General features: G+C 57.3%; 13 protein-coding genes. 9 read left to right on the top strand and 4 right to left on the bottom strand.

The window, feature by feature from the left end; genetic code table 11:
- The first annotated feature begins 36 nt into the window (after nt 1-36).
- A complete protein-coding gene (locus tag BN1135_RS09745) occupies nt 37-2,361 on the top strand; it encodes an acyl-CoA dehydrogenase (protein WP_042020646.1) in 2,325 nt (774 codons plus the stop codon).
- Nucleotides 2,362-2,517: 156 nt separating this feature from the next.
- The gene (ruvC, locus tag BN1135_RS09740; protein WP_042020645.1) at nt 2,518-3,039 is read left to right on the top strand and encodes a crossover junction endodeoxyribonuclease RuvC; all 522 of its coding nucleotides are present in this window, start codon (nt 2,518-2,520) and stop codon (nt 3,037-3,039) included.
- 107 nt (nt 3,040-3,146) lie between these two features.
- Here ruvC and BN1135_RS09735 read toward each other — a convergent pair whose 3' ends face one another.
- Nucleotides 3,147-6,248 (bottom strand): hypothetical protein, encoded by a 3,102-nt coding sequence (locus BN1135_RS09735; protein WP_042020783.1) that lies wholly within the window; start codon nt 6,246-6,248, stop codon nt 3,147-3,149.
- A gap of 521 nt (nt 6,249-6,769) precedes the next feature.
- Here BN1135_RS09735 and BN1135_RS09730 point away from each other — a divergent pair.
- Nucleotides 6,770-7,702: a LysR family transcriptional regulator gene (locus BN1135_RS09730; protein ID WP_082186768.1), complete on the top strand. Its 933-nt coding sequence runs from the start codon at nt 6,770-6,772 to the stop codon at nt 7,700-7,702.
- Between the two features lie 83 nt (nt 7,703-7,785).
- On the opposite strand, the gene BN1135_RS09725 is transcribed toward BN1135_RS09730, so the two are convergent.
- Together BN1135_RS09725 and malX are read right to left on the bottom strand one after the other, a co-directional pair.
- Nucleotides 7,786-8,976, bottom strand: a complete 1,191-nt coding sequence (locus BN1135_RS09725; RefSeq protein WP_042020642.1) for a MalY/PatB family protein — start codon at nt 8,974-8,976, stop codon at nt 7,786-7,788.
- Nucleotides 8,977-9,062: 86 nt separating this feature from the next.
- Nucleotides 9,063-10,634 carry a maltose/glucose-specific PTS transporter subunit IIBC gene (gene malX, locus BN1135_RS09720; protein WP_042020640.1) on the bottom strand — a complete coding sequence of 524 codons (1,572 nt, stop codon included), beginning with the start codon at nt 10,632-10,634 and terminating at the stop codon, nt 9,063-9,065.
- A 281-nt stretch (nt 10,635-10,915) separates the two neighbouring features.
- Here malX and BN1135_RS09715 point away from each other — a divergent pair, with 281 nt between their 5' ends.
- From BN1135_RS09715 to BN1135_RS09690, 6 genes are all read left to right on the top strand, one after another.
- Nucleotides 10,916-11,953, top strand: coding sequence for a Mal regulon transcriptional regulator MalI (locus BN1135_RS09715; protein ID WP_042020638.1), 1,038 nt, complete (start codon nt 10,916-10,918; stop codon nt 11,951-11,953).
- A 300-nt stretch (nt 11,954-12,253) separates the two neighbouring features.
- Nucleotides 12,254-12,517, top strand: a complete 264-nt coding sequence (locus tag BN1135_RS09710) for a hypothetical protein (protein ID WP_042020636.1) — start codon at nt 12,254-12,256, stop codon at nt 12,515-12,517.
- A gap of 798 nt (nt 12,518-13,315) precedes the next feature.
- A complete protein-coding gene (locus BN1135_RS22085) occupies nt 13,316-14,014 on the top strand; it encodes a hypothetical protein (RefSeq protein ID WP_139245087.1) in 699 nt (232 codons plus the stop codon).
- Between the two features lie 335 nt (nt 14,015-14,349).
- Nucleotides 14,350-14,886: a GNAT family N-acetyltransferase gene (locus BN1135_RS09700; RefSeq protein WP_042020635.1), complete on the top strand. Its 537-nt coding sequence runs from the start codon at nt 14,350-14,352 to the stop codon at nt 14,884-14,886.
- 36 nt (nt 14,887-14,922) lie between these two features.
- A complete protein-coding gene (locus BN1135_RS09695; protein WP_042020634.1) occupies nt 14,923-15,438 on the top strand; it encodes a P-loop NTPase family protein in 516 nt (171 codons plus the stop codon).
- 11 nt (nt 15,439-15,449) lie between these two features.
- Entirely contained in the window at nt 15,450-16,226 is a 777-nt protein-coding gene (locus tag BN1135_RS09690; protein WP_042020633.1) for a phosphotransferase family protein, read from the top strand.
- A gap of 193 nt (nt 16,227-16,419) precedes the next feature.
- On the opposite strand, the gene BN1135_RS09685 is transcribed toward BN1135_RS09690, so the two are convergent.
- The gene (locus tag BN1135_RS09685; protein WP_042020632.1) at nt 16,420-16,902 is read right to left on the bottom strand and encodes a GNAT family N-acetyltransferase; all 483 of its coding nucleotides are present in this window, start codon (nt 16,900-16,902) and stop codon (nt 16,420-16,422) included.
- Between the last annotated feature and the right edge of the window lie 251 nt (nt 16,903-17,153).

The raw sequence follows: 17,153 nt of genomic DNA, 5'->3' as shown, positions 1-17,153 counted from the left end.
AATCAACGGAAACAGTGAAATAGAAGGAACTTCGGTATGATCACATTGCTTGTCCTGCTGGTGCTGGCGATAGCCGTTGTGCTCGGCGTGCCCTCCATCCGTAAAAAGGTGGTAACCCGTCCGGTGTTCGGCATCTTCAAAAAGATACTGCCGCCCTTGTCAGCCACCGAGCGGGAGGCCATGGAAGCCGGCTCCGTCTGGTGGGATGGCGAGTTGTTTCGCGGCAACCCCGACTGGAAAAAACTGCACGGTTACGGCAAGGCCGAACTGAGCGCCGAAGAGCAGGCCTTTATCGACAATCAGGTCGAAACCCTGCTCGCCATGGTCGATGACTTCAAGATCGTCAACGAAACCAAAGACCTGCCTGAGCCGGTGTGGGACTATCTGAAGAAGGAAGGCTTCTTCTCCCTGATCATCCCGAAATCCTACGGCGGCCGCGAGTTCTCGGCGATTGCCAACTCCACCATCGTCACCCGTATTGCCACCAAGAGCCTGAGCGTGGCGGTCACCGTCATGGTGCCGAACTCCCTCGGCCCGGGCGAGCTGCTGATGCACTACGGCACCCAGGCCCAGAAAGATTTCTGGCTGCCGGGGCTGGCCAATGGCAAAGAGGTGCCCTGCTTCGCCCTGACCGGCCCGGAAGCGGGCTCCGATGCAGGCGCCATCCCTGACAAGGGCATCGTCTGCAAAGGGATGCACAAGGGTGAAGAGGTGCTGGGTATTCGCCTCAACTGGAACAAGCGCTACATCACCCTGGCGCCGCGCGCCACCGTACTGGGGCTGGCATTCAAACTCTATGACCCGGAAAAACTGCTGGGTGACAAGGAAGAGCTCGGCATCACCTGTGCGCTCATCCCCACCAGCCACCCGGGCGTGCGCGTTGGCGATCGCCACTACCCCATGGGTCTGGCATTCCTGAACGGCCCGACCTTCGGCAAGGATGTGTTCATTCCGCTCGACTGGATCATCGGCGGCCCGGATTACGCCGGTCGCGGCTGGCGCATGCTGGTGGAGTGCCTCTCCGCCGGTCGCGGCATCTCGCTGCCTGCCTTGGGTACCGCTTGCGGTCACATGGCGAGCCGCACCGTGGGCGCCTACTCCTACGTGCGCAAGCAGTTCGGCATGTCCATCGGCAAGTTTGAAGGGGTGCAAGAGGCGCTGGCTCGCATCGGCGGCCTCACCTATCAGCTGGAAGGGGCTCGTCGCATGACCGCAGGTTCCTTGGACTTGGGTCAGGCACCGGCCATCGTCACCGCCATCTCCAAGTACCACATGACCGAAATGGCGCGCCAGATCATGGATGACTCCATGGACATCCACGCCGGTCGTGCCATCCAGCTCGGTCCGAAAAACTACACCGGCTACGCCTACATGGGCATTCCGGTCGCCATCACGGTGGAAGGGGCCAACATCCTGACCCGTAACCTGATGATCTTCGGGCAAGGGGCCACCCGCTGCCACCCGTACGTGTTTGCCGAGCTGGAAGCTGCCGCCGACACCGACGTGGAGCGCGGTCTCGAGAAGTTCGACGCCCTGCTGATGAAGCACATCGCCTTCGGCGCCGGCAACTTCTTCGGTTCCCTGTTCCAGGGGCTGACCCTGGGTCAGTTCAACAGCGCGCCGGTGGCCGGCGAAACCGCCCGCTACTACAAGCAGCTCTCTCGCATGAGTAAAGGGCTGGCCCTGTGCGCCGACGTCTCCATGCTGATGCTGGGTGGCGATCTCAAGCGCAAGGAGATGATCTCCGCCCGTCTGGGTGACGTGCTGAGCCACCTCTATCTGGCCTCCGCCACCCTCAAACACTACGAGGATCAGGGCCGTATGGTCTCCGATCTGCCGTTCGTGCAGTACGCGGTGGAGCGCAACCTCTACCTGATTGGCAAGGCGTTCGAGGGCTTCTTCCAGAACTTCCCGAACAAGGTGGTGGGTGCCGTGCTCAAGCGCGTGGTGTTCCCGTTCGGCGTCGGTTACAAGATGCCGGCCGACGATCGCTGCCACGCCATCTGTCTGGCCATGATGAAACCGGGCGAGTTCCGCGACCGTCTGACCGCCCTCTGTTATGTGGGCAAGGATGACGCGGATCCGGTCGGCCTGATGGAGCGCGCCTTCCAGGCCATGGTGGCGGTGCAGCCCTACGAGAAGAAACTGGTGCAGGCCCAGAAAGAGGGCAAACTGCCCCGCAAGATGGCCCTGCCGGAGCTGGTTGCCGCTGCGCTTGCCGCTTCCATCCTGAGCAAGGACGAAGCGGACAAACTGCTGGCCGCCGATGCCCTGCGCTACGAAGCGATTCAGGTAGACAACTTCGCCCCAGGCGAGCTGGAAGGATTCTCCCAGCCACACAAGGTCGATCACGCAGCCTGATCCTGACTGCACTCTGTTATGACGCAACGGCCCTTCGGGGCCGTTTTTGTCACATTAAAGCCCTCTTTTTACTGTTCGTACATACAGTGTGCAGCCAAACTGGCCGCAGTTTGCTATCTTGGCGACCATCACTCGCCTTTAGAGCAATCAACACCCATGAGCATTATTTTGGGCATAGATCCGGGTTCGCGGATCACCGGATACGGGGTTATCCGGGTCGTAGGCGGCAAGGCCGAATACTTGGGCTCTGGCTGCATCCGCACCGATTGCGGCGAGCTGCCGGAGCGCCTCAAGCAGGTCTATGACGGGGTATGCGAGATCATCACCCAGTTCAAACCCACCGAGTTTGCCATCGAGCGGGTCTTTATGGCCCGCAACGCCGACTCGGCCCTGAAACTGGGGCAGGCCCGGGGCAGCGCCATCGTCGCTGCAGTCAACGCCTATCTGCCGGTGAGCGAGTACTCCGCCACCCAGATCAAGCAAGCGGTGGTCGGCACCGGCGGCGCCGCCAAGGAGCAGGTGCAGCATATGGTGACCCATCTGCTGAAACTCTCCGCCACCCCGCAGGCGGATGCGGCGGATGCCCTCGGCGTCGCGCTCTGCCACCTGCACACCCGCCAGAGCCTGATCAAGCTGGCTGGCCGTGCCAGCAGCTCGGTACGTGGCCGCTATCGCTGAGACTTTGTTCGACCGCACAGACCACTGCGGTGAGAATAAAGCGGCAATAAATAAAAAACCGCCCCGGATGTCCGGGGCGGTTTTGTTTGGCCGTTTTGTTTGACCGCTTAGCGGGCCGAGACAGTGATGCTGGCGAGATCGATCAGATTGACCGCGCCCTTTTGACCTCCAGCATCGTTGTAGGTGTCGTTCGCCTTCAGATAGCTCATGTTGTAGAAATCGCTCACCCGAATGTCATACTCCCCGGCGGGCAGATCAACCACGAACGGCGTTGAGTCACGCAGCGGTTTGAGGTCGCCCTCTTTCATCACATGGGGCATCTGCACCATGCCGCTGGCGACCACCTGGCCACCGCTCACTACCGAGATCCGTTTCACCCCGTTGGTCACCCCCAGATTGATGGCATGCTGGGCATTGCTGTATTGCAGGCGAATGGTGCGCTTGCCATCCAGCTTGACCCCCTGCACCAGCAAGCTGTCGTCGGGGCGGCCCCAATCCTTGAGATGAGGGACAGGAATGGCCCCATCGGCGGCGCTCACGCTGCCGGTATGGGAGACGTTGGCCCCATCGATGGCGATATGTTGCAGCGCAGGCTGATAGCAAACCGGCTTGGCATGATGGGAGCGGTTGCCGGACTCCGGATAGACCGCCTCGGCACTGTAGCAATAGGCCTTGCCCGGCTGCAGTGCCATATCGTCAACCCAGCTGGTCGCACTATCCAGACCGGAGGCCACCCGCTTGCCATCCCGATAGATGTTGTAGCTGATCGCCCCCTTGTTGATAGTGTCCTGCAAGGCGACCATCAACTTGCCCTGCTGCTCGCTGACCCCCAGCAAGGTTGGCTCGGTCGGTGCGAATACCTGACGATTCTCGACATCCAGCGGCGCCACATCCTTGATCAGGCGGATCCCCTGATCGTCCGCCACGGCGGCACCGAGCGTCACCTCAATCCGGTTGCTGGCGGCCAGCATCCCTTCACTGATCTGCTCGCCCACCGGGACGCCATTGAGCGTCACGCTCTGCACCGGATAGTAACTGCCCTCCCCGCCCAGTTCCGGCAGGTGCAGCACGATGTCGATCTGCTTGCCACGGTAGTTCAACCCCTTGAGCGCAGCCTCAGGCTTGGCCCCCATCAAGCGGTGCAGGTGGGAGGTAATGAACGGCTTGATCCGGATCCCCCCCTCTTCCACTTTGTAGCCGAAGGTGGTGTCGGTCACCATGCCAAGGTAACCCCCGACCGACCAGAGTTGGCGCTGGGAGTTGATCACCGGCCCCGTCAAATCGGGATGGGTAAGATCCATCAGGGAGGGTTGGCCGGAGAGCCACTCGAGGTTCTCCATGTTGGAGAGGTTCAGCGCGGCGCCGCGCATCAGGGAGTCGATATGGTGATCGACCACGGCAACGTTCTGCACCAGGGCTGCCGCCTTCAGCCCGTAGGCAGAAACGAAGGGCCAGATGGCGCGGTTATGGTAAACCGGCATATCGGGTTGCTGCGGGAAGTAGACCGGCGCGCCATAAGGGCCCATGGGATAATGGCTGATGATCTCTTTGGCCTGCGCCTCATCGGCAATACCCGCCAGAATAGCGAGGGATTCCCCCAATAGATCGAACTTGTAGGCCGGGCTCTGATCGGTACTGGTGTTGATCAGGCTGGCATACATCTTCTCGTCAGCCAGCCAGAAAGCGCGATTGATCGCCAGTTTCAGCTCGCCAGCCCACTGGTTATAGCGGCTCGCCAGCTCATCGCGACCCAGTTCGCCCGCCACCCGCGCGGCCAGCAGCAACCCCTGATAGTGGGTCACGTTGGTGGAGAGGGATTTGCTCATGCCGATGTGGGCGATATCTGCGGTGATCCACTTGGCATAGGTCTGGTCGCGCCAATCGAGGAAGGATTGCTCCCCCACGTAGAGGCCATCTGCGCTATCGAAGGCGGCCAGACGATCACTCTCTATGGTGTTGCTCAGCCCTTCAAAAACCTCGGGCAAGAACGCGCTGCGCTCGGCATCCGGCAGGGCGGCCAGCACCCGCGCGGCCCCCAGGGCCCAGCTCATGCGATCGGTACTGATGGGCCAGCTGCCCCCGGTACCGGTATCCTGAATGATCTGGCGTCCTTGCGGGATCACGCTGTCCAGCTCGCTTTTCAGCTCGGCTCTGAAATCAGAGAGCTTGAACTGCAGAGAGTTGCGCGCCCGCAGGGGATCAAGCACCCCCAGCCCCAGATCGGTGGCGTAAGAGAGATCCCGCGTCCAGACGTAATGCCACTTGGCGCCGGTTTCAAAGCAGTCGCAAGGGATCGCCTGCCCACCGTTGTAACTGCCATCCTTGACCTGAGCCACGCTGTTCTGGCGCATCTCGTGAGCTGCCAGCGCAAACAGGGCATCAAATACCATGTTGCCGGATCGCAAGCGGGGCAGATCGGACTGCTCCTGATAGGTGGTAAAGTTCTCACCCGGATCACGCAGCTCCTGAGTGGTCGATTGCGCGTAGCTACGATACTCGTCACCGGCCCGCTTGACCGAGAAGGTTGCCGTTTCCTTCACCCCAGGTTTATAGGTCTCATACTCGCGCTTCTCGATCAGCTCATGCCCTTCATGGGGATTGATCATGCCTAGGTCACCCTCCCCTGCAACGCTGACCTGCAACAGGGGGGCGTTCTCATCCTGGCTGGCATCCAGCAGGAACTTGTAATACCCCTCCTGCTCCACCCGCACTGTTGCCAGCTGGCACTGGGCATCGCAGCGCTGCATCTTGACCGGGTTGTTCAATGCAATGACGCCATTGAGCCCAAACCCGATCCCCTCCTGCGCGGAGGCGATCTTTATCTTGTGCTCACCCGCCGTCAGCTTGGCCACCATCACATACTGCTTGTCCCCCTGATAGACCATCTGCAGCACGGGTTCCAGATTGCCATCAATCCCTTTCAGATAGAGGCTCTCGCTGTAATTGGGGTCATCACGCACCATGGAGAACTCGATGGCCGGTGCAGCCAGATCGGCCTTGGTCACCTTGACCTGAATGTCGAGCAGCCCCTTTTCCGTCACCACCAGACGGTTGTTCTGCCCGTTGTTCTGGTAGTACATGGGGTAGACCTGACCGGGGAAGATGCTGGTCTCCTTGCGAGAGTCCGCAGAGAAATCGGGATATTTGGTCCACTCGGGGCCAGCCACTTTGAAGGGGGACATACCCGAGTTCATCTTCAGGTTGTCCAGACGATAGACCCCCTCCTTGAAGGTCAGTTTGAACTTCTCCTCACGGCCCCAGCCGCTAAATTCACCGACCATATAGAGATCAAAATCCCAGGGCGCCTTCACCTCGGGTTTGACCTCGTTATCGTTGCCGCTGGATGAGCTGTCGTTACAACCGGACAAAAGAACCCCGCCGCAGCATAACGCCACGGATAAAGCCAATGGACGAATTTTCATATTTTCCCTTCGTTACTTTTTTGTTTTTTTATTGAAACAGCATTGAGTAAAACTGTTTTTGCCAGTCTACGTGGTCAGCATTCACCAGAAAAATAGACCGCGACACCAGCGACATAGATAACATCTATAACCAGGTGAAATTACGTGATCGCCCGCACCAAACCGGCTATCGAGTGGCAAAAATGAATTGGATACAACGTGAAGGGAGCCACATAAAAAATAGCCCGTCAGCGAAGGGGAATAATTGACAGCCCATGGTGATTACACTAGCTTGGCGCACCACCAGACCATGACCGGACGCCATGTTAGTGGACAAACATCTAAGACAATTTATCGAAGTGGCCACCCACAAAAATGTCAGTCTGGCAGCCAGGAAAATGGGGCTCAGCCAACCGACGCTGACGCACAACATGAAAAAGCTTGAGGAGAGTCTGGAGACGACCTTGCTAGTCAGACACGCTGGCGGCGTGACGCTTACCGCCGCCGGAGAGCTGCTGCTGGAGCAGGCGCGCGTGATGCAGAGGATCTACGATGATACCCTCAGGCAGTTGACCACCCTGCGCGAGCGCACCGCGCGGCCGCTGAATGTGGGCACCGGACATGCGTGGTGGCAGCCGGTATTGCAACCTGTCACCGCCCGCTATCAGCAAGCCAACCCATCCTGCGCCATCAACATTGAAGTCGGCAACCATCTGCGCCTGCTCGATCTGCTGCTCGGCAATCATATCGATCTGTTTCTCGGACATGAAATTCACGGGCTGGCCAAAAATTACAGCCTGATATTTATCCCGCTATTTATTTCTCACGATGGGGTATTTGTCAGAGCGGGTCATCCCCTCACTGGGAAAATATGCAGCAAACAGGATCTGGTGGATTATCCGAGCCTGCTGGTGACGCCGGATGAGGAAAAATATCTGCATCTGGTCGATGACTTGGCGAGAAAAAAGCAGGAACGCGCCGCCATGAAGTTGAATGACAAAATCATTTATAGCAGCAACTCCCTGCTCACCAGTATTGATATTGTCAATAGCAGCAATGCTGTCATGCCTTATCCGGTGAGCATGGCTGGTTATTTTTCCCGCTTCGGTATCTGCCCGCTGCAAATGGGGGAAGAGTACAACAAGGGGACTATCGGCATTTATATCCCCCGCGAGAAGATTGATGAGCCCCACATTCAGATGTTGTGCCAAGACATTCAAGCTCAGGTCACTCGTAATAGCCCCTTAATCGCCACCTTCTGAGCCCGCGGTAACCGAGCCGAACGCCTCCATCAAGGTCACCGGCTGGATGAGTCAACGCCTCATCCAGCCAGAGGCATCAATCCTTACACAACCTCCCCCAGCGCGCCGATCAGGGCGTCGAGTCCTTGATCTACTTTCGAGCGCGGGCAGCCGACGTTGAGGCGGATATAGCCTGTGCCTTCCGGGCCATAGGTGTCGCCGCGCATGATGGCGACCCGGTATTTTTCCACCAGCAAGGCTTGCAACGCATCCATCCGTTCGGTGGTGTCGATGCCAAGGCCGCTCAAGTCAATCCAGGCGAGATAAGTTCCCTCGGGCACCTGATAGTCGATGGCGGGGAACGCCGCGTTGAGCCGCGCCGCCACATGGGCGAGATTGCCGTGCAGATAGCTTTTCAGGGCATCGAGCCAGCCTGCGCCATCCCGATAGGCGCTGATATGGGCCAGCACCCCGAGAATGGGCGGTGATGAGAGGCCGTGGGCCGCCTTGAGCCGCTGCAAATAGGCGGCCCGCGCCTCACTGTTGGCAATAAAGGCGTAGGCGCCGCCAAGGGCAGGAATATTGAAGGATTTGGAGCCCGAACTCACCAGCGCCCAGTGATCGTCCGGCGCCACCTCGCTCCACGGCAGGTAGCGGGCAAAGCTCACATCCATATGGATGTCGTCCGAGATGACCTTGACCCCGTGGCGCTGGCAGATGGCGGCCATCCGGCCGAGTTCGTCCCGCGTCCAGACCCGGCCGGTGGGGTTGTGGGGGCTGCACAGCAGCAAAATCCGGCAATCGGGGCGAGCCGCCTGTTGCTCGAAGCAGGCCCAGTCAATCTGATAACTCCCCTGCTCTTTTTTAAGCGGACAGGGCAGCAGCACCCTGTCGTTGGCGGCCAGCATATTGCCGAAAGCGTCGTAGGCGGGGGTATGCACCAGCACCCCTTCTCCCGGCGCCGACCAGAGGCTCACCAGCTGGGCAATCACATAGATGACCGAGGGGCCGTAAACCAGCGTTTCGGGGTCGAGGCTCGCCCCGTAGCGGTGGGCAAACCAGTTGCTCACCGCCCCCTTGAAGTCACCGTGATTCCAGCGGCTGTAGCCAAATACCCCGTGCTCGAGCCGGGTTGCCAGGGTCTGGCGAATGCAGGGGGCGGTCGCGAAATCCATGTCGGAGATGGTAAAGGGGAGCAGGTCGGCATGGCCAAAACGGTCGGCCACATAGTCCCACTGGGTGCAGTAGGTGCCGTGGCGGTCGATCTGGTGATCGAAGTCATAAATATCGTGCATGAAGTTTCTCCCTCCATAAACAGGAGACATATTGGGAGAGGCAAATAAGGGGGCTTGCGCCCCCCGTTCGGATTTTATTGGCCGGTTCAGGCCTCCATCAGGCTCTGCAGCTGGTTTTTCACCAGATGCACCTGCGGGCCGATCACCACCTGCAGGTTGTGCTCGTCGAGCTTGATCACCCCGATGGCGCCGTTCGCTTTCAATACCTTGTCATCGACCCGGCTCATGTCCTGCACCGACATCCGCAGGCGGGTAATGCAGTTATCGAGCGCGAGGATGTTATCAGCCCCGCCCAAGGCGTTGAGGATGATTTCACCGTTGTAACCGCTGTTGCCTGCCTTCTTGCCTGCGGGCTGGGCAGCCTCGCTGGTCTCAATTTCACGGCCCGGGGTTTTCAGGTTAAAGCGCACGATGGCGAAGCGGAACACGCTGTAGTAGATGGCAAACCAGATGGCGGCCGCGACCGGCACCAGATACCACTTGGTGGCGGTGCCTTGCAGCACGCCGAACACCAGAAAATCGATGAGGTTACCGTCGGTGTTACCGATGGTGACGCCGAGCAGCCCCATGGTCATAAAGCCGAGGCCGGTCAGGATGGCGTGAATGAAGTAGAGCACCGGCGCCACGAACAGGAACAGGAACTCCAGCGGCTCGGTGATGCCACCGATGACGCAAGCCACCACACCAGAGACCAGCAGCGCCTTGATCTTGCCGCGATTTTCCGGGCGAGCGCAGTGATACATGGCAAGTGCCGCACCCGGCAGGCCGCCGAGGAAGGCAGGCATCTTGCCCTGAGAGAGGAAAGAGGTGGCAGAGACCGAGAAACCGTTGGTGTCGGCGCAGGCAAGCTCGGAGTAGAAAATATTGAGCGCGCCACTCACCTCGTTGCCGCACACCAGTTGAGTGCCACCCGCTTCGGTAAAGCGAATGAGTGCCACCAGAATGTGGTGCAGGCCAAGCGGCAGCAGCAGACGCTCGCCAGTACCGAACAGGAAGGGGCCGAAGGGACCTGCGTGGGAGATCAGCGCACCGATACCGTTGATGCCAGCGGCAAACCAGGGCCAGGCGAACGGCACGACCAGACCGACCACCCCCAACACCAGCACTGTGATGATGGGCACGAAGCGGGCACCGCCGAAGAAGGCGAGCGCATCGGGCATCCGGTAGGTGTAGAAACGGGCGTGCAGCTTGGCGACGATCACCCCGACGATGATGGCCCCCAGAATGCCGGTGTCGATGGAGCTGATGCCTAGGATCGATTTCACCCCGTAGGCCTTCTCCGCCGCCGCGTCACCGATGACGTTGGCCACGGTCAGGTAGAAGTTGATGGAGAGGTTGAGCGCCGCATAGCCGACGAAACCGGCAAAGGCCGCGACCCCCTTCTCTTCCCGCGCCAACCCCAGCGGAATGGCCACCGCAAACATCACCGGCAGGTAGATAAAGGCCACCAGACCTACCTTGGTCATCCAGAGGAACAGCAGTTGCAGCACGGTATTGTCGAGGAAGGGCATGCTCTGCTTGACCGCATCGCTGGTGAGCGAGCTGCCGACACCGAGCAGAATGCCCGAGAAGGCCAGCAGGGCGACCGGCAACATAAAGGTCTTGCCGAGGCTCTGCAGGAACTCCCAGATGGTGGATTTGGCTTGAGGCTTGGCCATAAAACGGCTCCTTGTGAATAGACAGCAATATCTGCGGCTTTCCCAGTGGCTGCTCGTAGCAATCTCGAAGCAGAGGCGCGGGTCAGCATCAGGTTTTGCCGGATGATAAAACGTTTTATCAATTTGCAAGTGCCGACAGGATCACAGAATAAGGGGGCTGGCTGGCAGCAGGATCCAAATTTGTGAGCCGGATCGGCCCAATGGTGATGTAACGTTTCACTTGAGCATCTGAGCAGGTATGCTGGGGCCTCGCTTTCAACTGTCCGTCATCCGTTCGCCCTATGTCGCCCAAATCCCTCTCTGCCAAAGCCACCAAGATCACCGATGTCGCCCAGCGGGCGGGAGTGTCGGTCACCACCGTCTCCATGGTGCTCAACGACAAGGGGCGCATCTCCCCGGCCACCGCCGAGCGGGTGCAGCAGGCGATAAAAGAGCTCAACTACGTGCCCAACAGCGCCGCCGCCAACCTGCGCAGCCAGCAATCCAATCTGGTGGGGCTGATCCTGCGCGACATCACCGACCCCTTCTATACCGAGGTGACCGCCGGGGTGAGCGAGGTGCTGGAGCAGCAGGGCTATCTGCTGTTTCTGACCCAGTGCGGCCACAGCCCGGAGCGGCTGCAGCAGAGCATCCACTCCCTGTCACGGCAGGGGGTGGCGGGCATCATTTTCAATCCGGTGCGCGGCGCGGCGGCCAAAACCCTGGAGACCCTGCTCGACTCCGAACTGCCGGTGGTGTGCGCCGCCCGCTCCTACTATCGCGATGACGTCGACTTTATCGGCCCCGACAACACCCACGCCGCCAAGCAGGCCACCACTTACTTGATCGAGCAGGGCCACCGCCATATCGCCTACGTCGGCGGGCGGGCCGACTCCCTCACCCGCGCCGAGCGGATCGGCGGCTACTGCGCCAGCCTGCTGCAATATGGCCTGCCATTCAAACCGGAGTGGGTACTGGAGTGCGAGCGCACCCAGCGCAGCGCCGCCGACACCATCGCCCAGCTGCTGCACCAGCACCCCAAGGTGACCGCCGTGCTCTGCCACTACCCCGAGGTGGCGCTCGGCGCCATCTATGGCGTCGAGGCAAGTGGCCGCACCGTGGGCAAGGACAACTACATCGGCCAGCAGGTGGCCCTGCTCGGCTTTGACGATGTGGCAGAGGCCGAACTCACCTCCCCCGCCCTCACCTTCGTCAGCTCACCGGCGCGGGAGATTGGCCGTCAGGCGGCAAGGCGGCTGCTGACCCGGATGCAGCAGCCCGAACTCGCCCCCAACCGCCATATCATCACCCCCAATCTGCAAAAGCGGGAGTCGGCTTGAGTTGGCAAGGCTGGCCCGTCTGCAGCAGCCCGAGCTCGCCCCACCCGCCATATCATCACCGCTCACCAGCAAACCGCAGAAGCGAGAATCAGCCTGAACTGGCTGGGCGCCCGAGCTCGCCCCACCCGCCATATCATCACCGCTCACCAACAAACCGCAGAAGCGGGCATCGGCCTGAGCTGGCTGGGCAAGCCTGCAGCAGCGCAAAACGTGAGGCCGCTCACTGCGCCGGCAAGGAGAGATTGAGAGCCAAGTGGAGAGGAATATGATGGGCACCTCCCTCTCATCACGAGCCCATTTATGAGCAACCCGCACGACCAGAACCCGCCGAGTGAAATCCATCGCTGTGACAAATGCAGGGAGCGTACCCGCCATATCGTGGTGCTGGTGCCACGGGATCACAGCCAGGATGTGATGCCCAAAGACCCGCACAAAGCCTTCTGGCAAGCCTTTCGCTCCAGCAGCCTGACCAATGCGGTATTCGGCCAGACCCTCGCCTATCAGACCACTCATGTGCGGCATCTGATCTGCGAACGCTGCGGGGAGAAGTTTCTTGAGTATTGAGTGGCTGTTGCCCCCGGCAAGGGGCGAAGTTCTGCCTGCGGTCACTGTACCAAGTGGGCGGATATCAGGAGCTTAATAAGTAATTTGTTGATCTTTGGCAGGTTTTCGCCCGACAGCGGTTTTACCCTGCCCCTCTCTCGGCTAATATGCTCCACTTGGCAACCACTCTTGCAGAGATAACCCTGTACAGCCGTTTCGCCATCCACCACATCGCCGGATGACCACAGCAGGCTGGAGGCTGTAATCCACGGGCGGTAGCGTGGGGTTTGTAGGTTGGCGCAGAGCGTAGCGAAGCCCAGCAGACCGGTATTATTACGCCAACCAGTGTGAGATAAATGTGGATGCAACGGACGGGCAAACCAGAATTAACGATCCATTTCGTGAAAAACATTGGGCTTCACTTCATTCAGCACCAACCTACGATTTTTAACCCGGCATACGAGACGTTAATCATGGGCAATCAGGTTTGATTAAGGTCCTGTACATGAATGTACGAATATACTATTTCTCAATTCCAATTTGCTAATTGAATAACCTGAAAAATAAAGCAAATTAAATTAAAAAACTCTGTAGTCCATGGTGGTGGCAAAACATCATCTACGTGATCTGGTAAAGAAAAAACTAGAAGAGAAAAACTAGGACCTCCATCTTTCTGAGCAAGACTCTGTATCGCCAGCAACCCAAAAGATGGATATCCTAATTTTTTTAGCACAACATACGAGATGCCAAAAAGATAGGGTGCCCTAGATTTTATTACCGACTCTTTAAATGGGTATTATATATTAATTTGAGGTTGTTATGATTAAGTGTGTTAGCATTATTTTTACCATAGTGTCCCTCGCTGGTTGTGCGGGCTCTCCAACATATCTTCACCCTGTACCGAAAAAATTTAGTTATCCTCCGTTAGAACGTGAAGTGACAGTTTCCCTAGGTGAAAACCTACTTAGACAAGGTTTAAGTAGTGAGGTTAGAGCTATCGATGTATATAATGAAGTGTCGATTTCCTTAGCAAACCTAATGCCTAATAAATATATACAAACTGGTTATGTTGGCAGTTCAACTGATAAAGCTATTTTTCAGCCTGAAGATAAAGGACGGGCATTTTCTGGTCTTCTATCTTCAGCCATGCTTGTAGTCAATGAAAATGCTAATTTGGCATGTGTATATGATCCTAGTATGGGGTTACTTCTAGAGGCTACAGATTGCAGTAGTCTTAATAATGTGAAAGCGCAAGGGAAAATTTATGACAAAACCATTTACGATTCTAGCGCCTTTCAGCAAACCCTAATATATACAGGTAAAGTTGATAATCGCATTCGTTTTACATATCGAGAATTCAGTGGGAACACTGCAAGAATGCCTTTTTCAACGGAAGTTGAGTATGATTTAAACGAAAGCAATATTATTAGCTATCAAGGGGCTACGATCGAGGTTATTAAAGCAAATAATCGTAGCGTCACATACAAAGTGATGAGTAATTTTAGAAACTACGACTAAATAGCTGTTCCGAATAGTAGGTCACGGTACTCGTACCGCTTCTACAGGTGACATGGAGCACACATCGTCACTGAGCCTTGTCACTTCAGGCTTTGCCGTCAGATTGCACAAATTCCTTACACCACAAGGCTTCCGGCAAGATGTAGCACTATTAGGATCAGTTATTTAGAAGATGCAAACAAATTTGTGGAAGCGCCCGTAGAATCGCGAAGAGTATTCGGACATTCGGCTACCTTCCAGCTACCACACTTTCTACCAAAACAAGCGGTGCAATTCACTCCGTTCATTGCACCCTACGGCACTTGATACGCACCTCTGAGATTAACAAGGAAGTTATGTTCAAGCTTGAAACTCAACGCCTTATCCTGCGTGATATGCAGCCTGCGGATGAAGCAGCTTTTGTCGCCATCTCGCAAGAGAGCAAATATCAGCGCTTTTACAGCGAATCAGATTGCGACCCGGATAAATATCGGCAGCTCACCCGACTGTTTATCGATCAGGCGAGCGAACAGCCTCGCACCGCTTATCAACTGGCCATCGAGTACAAGACAACCGGGGAATTTATTGGCACGGTTTGCCTGCGTCTGGAAGCGAATAATCAGGCATCGATGGGATGTGGCATGGCCCGCGAATATCAGGGGAATGGACTCATACATGAAGCCGCATACGCCTTGATGAACCTTGGTTTTCGCGAATTAGGCGTACACCGGATCTATGCAGAAACCATCAGCCAGAATCGCGCTGCGATTCGGTTATGCAAGGCGTTGGGTATGAGACAAGAGGGATATTTTCGCGAACACCGTTTCTTCAAAGATCAGTGGTGGGATACCGTGGTGTTGGCCATCCTCCAGAGCGAGTGGAAGCAGAGATAGTCACCAGCCAATTGGGTATTTAAAGAGCACTCAGAGATGAAACGAATTCTAATTATTGGCAACTCGGGATCGGGCAAGAGCTGGTTGGCGGCGCAGCTGGCTGAGCTGTTAACTATCCACGAGGTCAATCTGGACACCATTGTCTGGCAGCCGGGCGGGTTTAACCAAAAACGGCCCCAGCATGAAATTGACCATGCCATTCAAACACTTGCTCAAGAACCCTCATGGGTGGTCGAAGGGGTATTTGGCGCCCTGGCCGAGCAACTGCTTGATGCCGCCGATACCCTGCTATTTCTGGATCTCGACTGGTCTGTATGCCGTGATTCACTACTATTGCGCTGTTCACAAAGCGCCAGGCAGCGGGATGCAATTGCAGCCGAAGAGAACTTTCAAAAGCTGCTGGTGTGGGCATCGGAATATGAGCAGCGAGCCAGCAAAAGCTCCCGCCAATTCCATCGCGAGCTGTTTGAACGATTCCCAAACGATAAGCGCCGTTTCACGACTCGCGCAGAGGTAAATAGCTATCTCGCTCAACTGGCCGCTCACAGCTAACGGGGTACTGGATGACGCAACACGAGCTGGCAAAGATGGGGAGTGCTTCGGTAAATATCCAGCTGCTGGATGGCACTCCCTGCATCAGAAAAAGCGGAGCATCGTCGGTCGAGCGCCATTTCTATCAACGCGCTGCCCCCCATTTGCGCGGAGTCAACACACCCGCTCTGCTCAGGGTCGAGGGGGAGACCCTGTTCCTTGAGCAGATCCCCCATCCGGTCACCCTCGCCCAACTGCACCACAACAAGCAGACCTTTGTTCAGCTGGCCAGCCTGCACAACAGTCGCTATCAACCCGATTTCACGCTGAAAGCTCACGCTTGGTCTCTCGCCGACACCGATGATGCACTCTCCATACTCTGCCTGCCGGAAGCGGCAAACGAGAAGATCCGCCATATCCAGCAAGTTGGCCGCGAACTATTCGAGGAGTCATGCCTGATCTCGGGGGATAGCAATGAGGGTAACTGGGGTACCCGCGACAATGGCGAGCTGGTGTTGTTTGACTGGGAGCGATTTGGTTATGGCAGCCCAGCCATCGATCTGGCCCCGCTGGTGCCACGGATGGGCTCACTGGCTGAGTATGAAGCCATCATTGAGCACTACCTGCGCCACAGTTCGCTTCTCTCTGGCGACCGGTTGCTGCGCCATCTCATCATGGCGAAGTGCTGGCTGATTATTGAGGTCACCAATCTGCTGACCAGAAGGGATAAACCGCAAGCGCAGCGCTATCTGGAGTGGTATCGGCAACAGGTTCCCCACTGGCTGGAGTCGGTGACGCATATGGTGTAACCCGTAGGTTCACATCGCAAAGCGTATGCAAACCTTTGTGCAATCAACCCGGTAGGGTGCAATCACCTCCACATTCCGGCCACCACTCTTTCTGTTACCAAACAAGCGATGCAATTCACTTCGTTCATTGCACCCTACGGCACTTTTGATAGTAGCCTCACGAACGTCCGATTACGCTGCGCTAATCTACGGGCTAGCCTGCACCTGGTCGCCACTCCAGATAGTCCGGATTGGTGACAAAACCGATCCGTTCATAGAGGGGACGCCCCTCATCGCTGGCATGCAGCCACACCTTGCCCAGCTCACGAGCCTTGGCATAAGCAGTAATTGCATCGAGTAAGGCGGTGGCGAGCCCCTGCTGGCGCCATTCCGGTAGGGTATACATGTTGAGCAGATACCCCTCCACCCCTGCCAGATTGCCGGGATAGGGTGGCCGTACAAACAGCGCCAGGGTGCCCGCAGCCACAATCTGCTTGCCACCCTCCTGCTTATCAGCCTCAGCCAACCAGGAAAATGCGCTCTCGTCTCCCGCAGCCCGGGTAAAGTAGTCAGCAGTGGCCTGCCACAAAACCGGATCTGCCTGTGGGTGGTCCAACTCCCCTACTTCGCAAAAAAGCCTCATGCGCAATTCCACCAACGCGGGAATATCCGCAGCCCTTGCCTGACGAATAATCATCGGTTGTTCCTTACTCTCTGTGATGGGGGTAACGTGGGCTACTATATATGACAAAGAGCGCCTTATGGCGCTCTTTGTCATTGGACAAATCACTGATAAATCAATGGCTGCGACGTGTCAGCCAGTGATCCATGCTCAGGGCCGCAAGTTCAAATAGCGAGGCGCATTCGAACATTCGCGTAATCATCTCGACCTTCCAGCCATCCCACTTCCTGTTACCAAATCAGCGGTGCAATTCACTTCGTTCATTG

It is taken from the genome of Aeromonas sobria (genome assembly GCF_000820145.1).
GTDB lineage: Bacteria > Pseudomonadota > Gammaproteobacteria > Enterobacterales > Aeromonadaceae > Aeromonas > Aeromonas sobria.
Note: the sequence above shows the minus strand (reverse complement) of the source record. Positions and strands in the feature narration are given on the sequence as shown.